Raw genomic sequence first — 5756 nt, 5'->3', positions numbered from 1 at the left:
GCCGTCATACCACCCAGCAGGTGTGGCGGCAATTTCTTCTAGCCTAGACTCGAAGGGCTGAATTGCTCCGCCTTCGCTGTAAACGATAGTCACAGCGATGAGGCGTTTGAGTCGTTCGTTCTTGTCGTAAAGGCCTGTACCGACCAGTCGAACGGTTTCCGTTGCGCGTTGGTATGCCTTTTTGAACTCGAACTCTGTGGCTGGTTGGAAGTCGTAACTTGATCCGCTTTCGTGAAGCACGTGGATGGTCCCGGTCGTTGACACACCTCCGTTCAGCACAAACTGGTCGTCAACTGCATTCTCGTAGGTCGTCTCTCGTGAAAGAACGATCTTCTTCCGAATGAGGGTGTCATAGCGAACAGGTTTAGCCCCGCCGTATCCCAGCTCTACGAACTCGTCGTGTTGAAGGCTTTGACCGAATGAGTTGAAGAACCCGGCAAGCTCTACGGGAAATTCTCTTGGCACCTGCCCAGTGGTTCCCACCGAGTCGATAAGGTTATCGATGTAGTCACGTGCCTCATCGAATTCGGGGTACTGAGGTGGGTTGAACGAGGGCTGATTCGCAGCGAAACCCAAAGATTGCTGGGGTGCAGGCCTAGCGACAGTTGATAAACGAGGCATTACGGCAACCGCGCTGCTACCACCTTGAACCTCTGCGAGTCCGATCATGAAGGAGTCCTCAAACCCCTTTGGCACGCGGACGCGGGTTCCCACTCGCTGCTTAAACAGCATTTTCGCCACTTCCACGATCAGCTTGCGATACGCAGCTAGGTCCGGCAACACTTCCAGAGGGATAGTGTGCGAATTGAAACGGCCACCGGCGAAACGAAGGCGAGCAAACGCATCGTCTATTGGAGGCGTTTCTGGGAGGTCGGATTCGGTGTCCATGCAGCAATATACCCCGTATGTCGTACTGAGCTTTGTCGGCTGAACCCCCAACAATGACTCCTCCTCAGCGGACCGAACTCGTTTCGGCACCGTTCAGCTGATGCGGAACACAGGTGGAGGGAACAATCGTCGTTTTGTCGATGACATGGTGTCTTGTCGTCCACCCTCCCAGTGTTCGGCGGTGCGCTATGAGCATCTACCACCTCACCGTCAAGATGCACTCGCGTGCAAAGAACAAGAAGCTCCACGCGCTGCGCGCACTGGCCTACCGCACGGGATCGCGAATCGTCGATCCAGTCACCCAGCACATCTATGACAGCACGTCCAAAAGCCGTGAGGTCATCCACAACGCCACCATCACCCCCGGCTTTGGCCCTGCTTGGAAAGACAATCCGCAAGACCTTTGGCAGCACGTTCACCAGCCCCGCGTTCCACCCGTCTCGTCGCCGAATGGAAATTTGAATTTGGAAGCAGCGAGCGCTGCGGACGAGGCTCAGCCGTTTAGCCCAGTTCATCCAGGATCACCAGATCGGCATAGGCCAGGCGGTGGGCCAACTGCCCGGGCTTGCCGTTGGCCTTCTCCTCCTCCAACGCATTGACCAGCTCCACCGTGGAGAAGAACCGCACCCTGCGGTGATGGTGCTCAATGGCTTGCACTCCGAGGGCTGTGGCAATGTGGGTCTTGCCCGTAAGCGCCGTTGAGATCCTGTGCCTCTCTTTGACCGCGCTCTTGTCGTTCAGTGCTGCTTTGACATCCTCTGCAAACAGGCTGCCAAAGCCAACCCCGGCTTTTGGTGCTGCGGCTAGCTCACTCCGTTTTTGCCGCACGACTTCCCGAAGCGAATCCTGTTGCTGTTCGATCTCGCGAAGCCGTTGCGTTACCAACTTCATTTCTCCGCCTTCTTCAATCGCAGCCAAGTAGCGCTCAGCCTTGGAATCAAGATCGGCAAGTTTTGCATTGGCTTCGTCAATCGCCACGCGCGTCAATCGAAGTGCCTCGGTTTCCTGAAACTGGCCTGCCTCATAAGTGGCCAAGCAGGAGAACCCAAAATCGATGATTGCAGCCTCACTGATGGGCGCACAAGTGCTAGCCCCTGCGACTCGACCCAGACAGTAGTACCTCGCACTGCCACGCTTCCATGCGGGCTTCTTTTGCATGCGTTCCCCACAGGCACAGTACAGGAGCCCAGCCAGCAGATCCCCTTTGATGCCACGGAGTCTGGGTATAGATTGCCGCCCATCCAACGCAGCATGGACTCTCCCCCAGAGATCGTCAGTGATAACTCGTGGGAAGTAGTCGGTGACCGGATCGCCCAAAGGAACCAGTTCAGTACCCACCATCTGCTTTGGCTGCCATTCTCCGAGGACTCGACGGTCACGAACCAAGCGGCTGACCTGGGTGTGTTCCCATCTCGTGTTGGTGTTGGCCCGCACTCGCCATGGAAGCGGCCATTCCTCTGTGTTGGCGATTCGAGCAATGCTCACCCCACCATGGCCGTTGGCCACATGCTCAAACACCTTGACCACAGACGCAGCCTTGGCTTCGTCCAGCAACCATCCTTGGCGATCTTCCCTGGGATATGCCCAACCCGGACCATGGCCATGAGAGACGACAGGCAATTTCGCCTCACGCTTCTTGGCAAAAGCTGCGCGAACACGCCTAGCCTTTGTCGCGCTCTCCTCATGAGCCCGCGCAAACAGGAGCACGGACATCATGAAGTTGACCGTGTCGTTGATCGTGTTTTCGTTCCACTCTTTGCCGTCGATTAGCGAAACAACGCGAATCCCTGCGCGAACTATCGAGGTGAGGAGGCCTACGGCATCCGTAATTGTGTTTCGTGAGAGCCGATCAAGGCTCTCGACGAGTAGGATGGAGCCACGGGGAATCCTCCCCTCCTTGGCTGCGATTAAGAAGGCAGCCAGTGCCCCTTCGGTTGCGTTCTTGCCCTTGAAAGCGGAGATCCCAAGGTCCGACAGTGCCAAGTCTTCATCCAAGACATGCCCATTCTCCTGACACCAAACCCTCGCTGCTGCCGTTTGACGTTCGAGGCTATGCCCTTGGGCTTGACGCTCCGAGGAAAAGCGGCGGTAGGAGTAAACACGAGGTTGGGACATACCCAATTATCGTGGGTTTTTTGTCGTAGTATGTAGTCCAGCCGCCAACCCACGTTGTTGGCATACGCCTGGCCGCGGTTGCTCCACCAGGTGTAGGCGGTGTCGGTGGCGGTAGGTTGTAACTGACGGTAAACGTCTATGATGCCGCCGCCTTCATCAGTTGTGTGCAACAACTTTGTCATCCAGGCGCGTTCTTCGGGCAAAAAACCACTGTTCTTCTGATTGCTGCGCCAGTTTTTGAGGTCAATTTGCTGGTGCGCAATATTGATGTCGCCACACAGAATGAAGTCGCGCTCGGCCTTCAGGCGCATGAGATGAGGGTGGAACTCGGCCAGAAAGCGGAACTTGGCCTGCTGGCGCTCTTCGCCCGAGGATCCGCTGGGAAAGTACGCGCTGATGATGGACAGCTTGCGGGCGGGCGTATCAAAACGCAGCTCGACATATCGGCCCTCTGCATCGAACTCTGTAGATCCATAGCCAATGACTACATCGGAAGGCTCGTGCCGGGTGTAGACCCCCACACCGGAATAGCCCTTCTTTTGTGCAAAGTGAAAGTGACCCTGCAGACCCGCCATGCGTTCGAACCGGTTGGCCATGTCGGCGGCCTGGGCCTTGACTTCCTGCACACAAATACAATCCGGCCGCGTGGCTGCCATCCAGCTTTCCACGCCTTTGCTGGTGGCCGAGCGGATGCCATTGAGATTGAGGCTGGTTAACTTGAACAAGGATTTCCCCATGGTGGATGTTGGCGTGCAAACCCCCGAACAGGGCCAGCTGGCGCAGGATTTCGTCCGTTTTGCCGTCGAGTCGGGCGTGCTGCGGTTTGGTGAATTCAAGACCAAGGCAGGGCGTCTGAGCCCCTACTTCTTCAATGCCGGTCTGTTCGACGACGGCCGCAAGATCGGGCGGCTCGCGGAATTCTATGCAAAAGCCCTGCTGGCCAGCGGCATCGAATTCGACATGGTGTTCGGCCCTGCGTACAAGGGGATTCCGCTGGCTGCCACGGTGGCGGTGGAGCTGGCGCGCCTGGGGCGCAACGTGCCCTTTGCCTACAACCGCAAGGAGGCCAAGGACCACGGCGAGGGCGGCACGCTGGTCGGCGCACCCCTTGAGGGCCGGGTGCTCATCGTGGACGATGTGATGTCAGCCGGCACGGCCGCCCGTGAGTCCATCGCCATCATCCGAGCCGCTGGTGCCACGCCCCACGCGGTAGCTATTGCGCTGGACCGCCAGGAAAAAGCCACCGAGAATGGGCAGGACGTAGATCACAGCGCGGTGCAGTATGTGCGCAACCAGCTGGGCATGCAGGTGTGCGCCATCGCACGGCTGGCAGACTTATTGCTCTTCCTTGAGCAAAATGGGGAAGAGGGGATGCGTTCCCACCACGAGAAGGTGCTGGCCTACCGCCAGCGGTATGGCGTCAACGAGGGGTAGATGATTTGAGCAAATCGGCGTGGATCATGGGCGGGTTTCTGTTGGCCACCCTGGGCGCTGATTTGGCATGGGCGCAAGCCCCCGGGACATCGAGTGGCATCTACACCTGCGTGGACCGCAATGGCCGACGCCTGACGGCCGACCGGCCGATCGCCGAATGCCTGGACCGCGAGCAGCGCGAGCTCGGTCCCTCGGGCATCGTGCGGCGGCAGATCGGCCCCTCGCTGACCGAGCAGGAGCGAGCCGCGCAAGAGGTACAGCGCCGCAAGGAGGCCGAAGCCCGTGCCCGCGAGCTGGAAGACCGCCGCCGCGAACGCGCGCTGACGGCCCGTTACCCTGACAAGGCCACGCACGATGCGGAGCGCGCTGCGGCCATCCAGCTGGTGGACGATGTGACGGCTACCGCCGAAAAGCGCCTCGTAGAGCTGGCGCAGCAGCGCAAGGCCTTTGATGTGGAGATGGAGTTCTACAAAAAGGACCCCAACAAGGCCCCCATGTCACTGCGCCGCAAGATCGCCGAGAACGAAGACAGCATTGCCGAGCAACAGCGATTCATTGCAGGGCAAGACCAGGAAAAGCGACGCGTGCACCAGCGCTTTGATGTGGAGTTGGCTCAGCTGCGCAAGCTGTGGGAGGCGCAGCGTATGCCTTCGACCGGTGCAGTGCCCGCCAGCGACGCCACACCAGCCGCCACGCGGTAGGGCGTGTGCGCTGGGAACGTTCCCCCGGCCCTTGGCCTACGAAGTGCACCGAGAGATCCAAACAACAAAGGGCCCTGCGGCCCTTTGTTGTTTGCGTTGTAGTCAGTCGGCGTGCGTCAGCCCGCCAGCTTGGCGCGCAACAGCTCGTTGACCTGCGTCGGATTGGCTTTGCCTTTGCTGGCCTTCATGATCTGGCCCACCAGCGCATTGAACGCCTTGTCCTTGCCTGCGCGGAACTGCGCCACATTGTCGGCGTTGGCGGCAATCACCTCGTCGATGATCTTCTCCAGCGCTCCGGAGTCGTTCATCTGCTTGAGGCCCTTCGATTCGATGATCTCATCGATCTTTTTGAGATCTTCTATGGCGCGATCAACGTATCCGTCAGAGATCGGCTGCCCTGCAATCAGACCGGCATCCCATAGCGTTTCAAATACCTGCTTAGCTGCGTTGTTGCTAATGGTGCCATCGTTGATACGCTGGATCAGCGAACCCAATTGAGTGCTGCTCACCTTTGCTTGTTCGATGCCAATTTCTTCCAAATTTAGGCGACGTGACAGCTCACCCATCACCCAGTTGGAAGCCAGCTTGGCTTGCCCGCATACCTTGGCCGCCGCTTCA

The 5756-nt window shown here is 58.6% G+C and carries 3 protein-coding genes and 4 pseudogenes; 2 read left to right on the top strand and 5 right to left on the bottom strand.

Features of this window, described 5'->3' with window-relative positions; genetic code table 11:
* The 4 genes and pseudogenes from ISS20_RS23090 to ISS20_RS23075 all read right to left on the bottom strand — a co-directional run.
* Nucleotides 1-888: hypothetical protein (locus tag ISS20_RS23090; RefSeq protein ID WP_291439919.1), on the bottom strand; the 888-nt coding region annotated here is incomplete at its 3' end.
* 504 nt (nt 889-1392) lie between these two features.
* Nucleotides 1393-1578, bottom strand: a pseudogene (locus ISS20_RS23085) (ATP-binding protein); the annotation flags it as partial.
* A gap of 555 nt (nt 1579-2133) precedes the next feature.
* Nucleotides 2134-3003 (bottom strand): annotated as a pseudogene (locus ISS20_RS23080) (recombinase family protein); the annotation flags it as partial.
* A 32-nt stretch (nt 3004-3035) separates the two neighbouring features.
* Nucleotides 3036-3728: pseudogene (locus tag ISS20_RS23075) on the bottom strand (exodeoxyribonuclease III); the annotation flags it as partial.
* 10 nt (nt 3729-3738) lie between these two features.
* Here ISS20_RS23075 and pyrE point away from each other — a divergent pair.
* Together pyrE and ISS20_RS23065 are read left to right on the top strand one after the other, a co-directional pair.
* Nucleotides 3739-4437: an orotate phosphoribosyltransferase gene (gene pyrE, locus ISS20_RS23070; RefSeq protein WP_291439917.1), complete on the top strand. Its 699-nt coding sequence runs from the start codon at nt 3739-3741 to the stop codon at nt 4435-4437.
* A gap of 5 nt (nt 4438-4442) precedes the next feature.
* Entirely contained in the window at nt 4443-5138 is a 696-nt protein-coding gene (locus ISS20_RS23065) for a DUF4124 domain-containing protein (RefSeq protein WP_291439915.1), read from the top strand.
* Between the two features lie 116 nt (nt 5139-5254).
* Here ISS20_RS23065 and ISS20_RS23060 read toward each other — a convergent pair.
* Nucleotides 5255-5756 (bottom strand): annotated as a pseudogene (locus ISS20_RS23060) (hypothetical protein); the annotation flags it as partial.

The sequence above is a fragment of the Acidovorax sp. genome (assembly GCF_016783915.1).
GTDB lineage: Bacteria > Pseudomonadota > Gammaproteobacteria > Burkholderiales > Burkholderiaceae_C > Acidovorax.
Note: the sequence above shows the minus strand (reverse complement) of the source record. Positions and strands in the feature narration are given on the sequence as shown.

Excerpts from the sequence above, each read along its gene's own strand:
- pyrE (WP_291439917.1), top strand. The coding sequence starts at position 3,739 with ATGGTGGATGTTGGCGTGCAAACCCCCGAACAGGGCCAGCTGGCGCAG.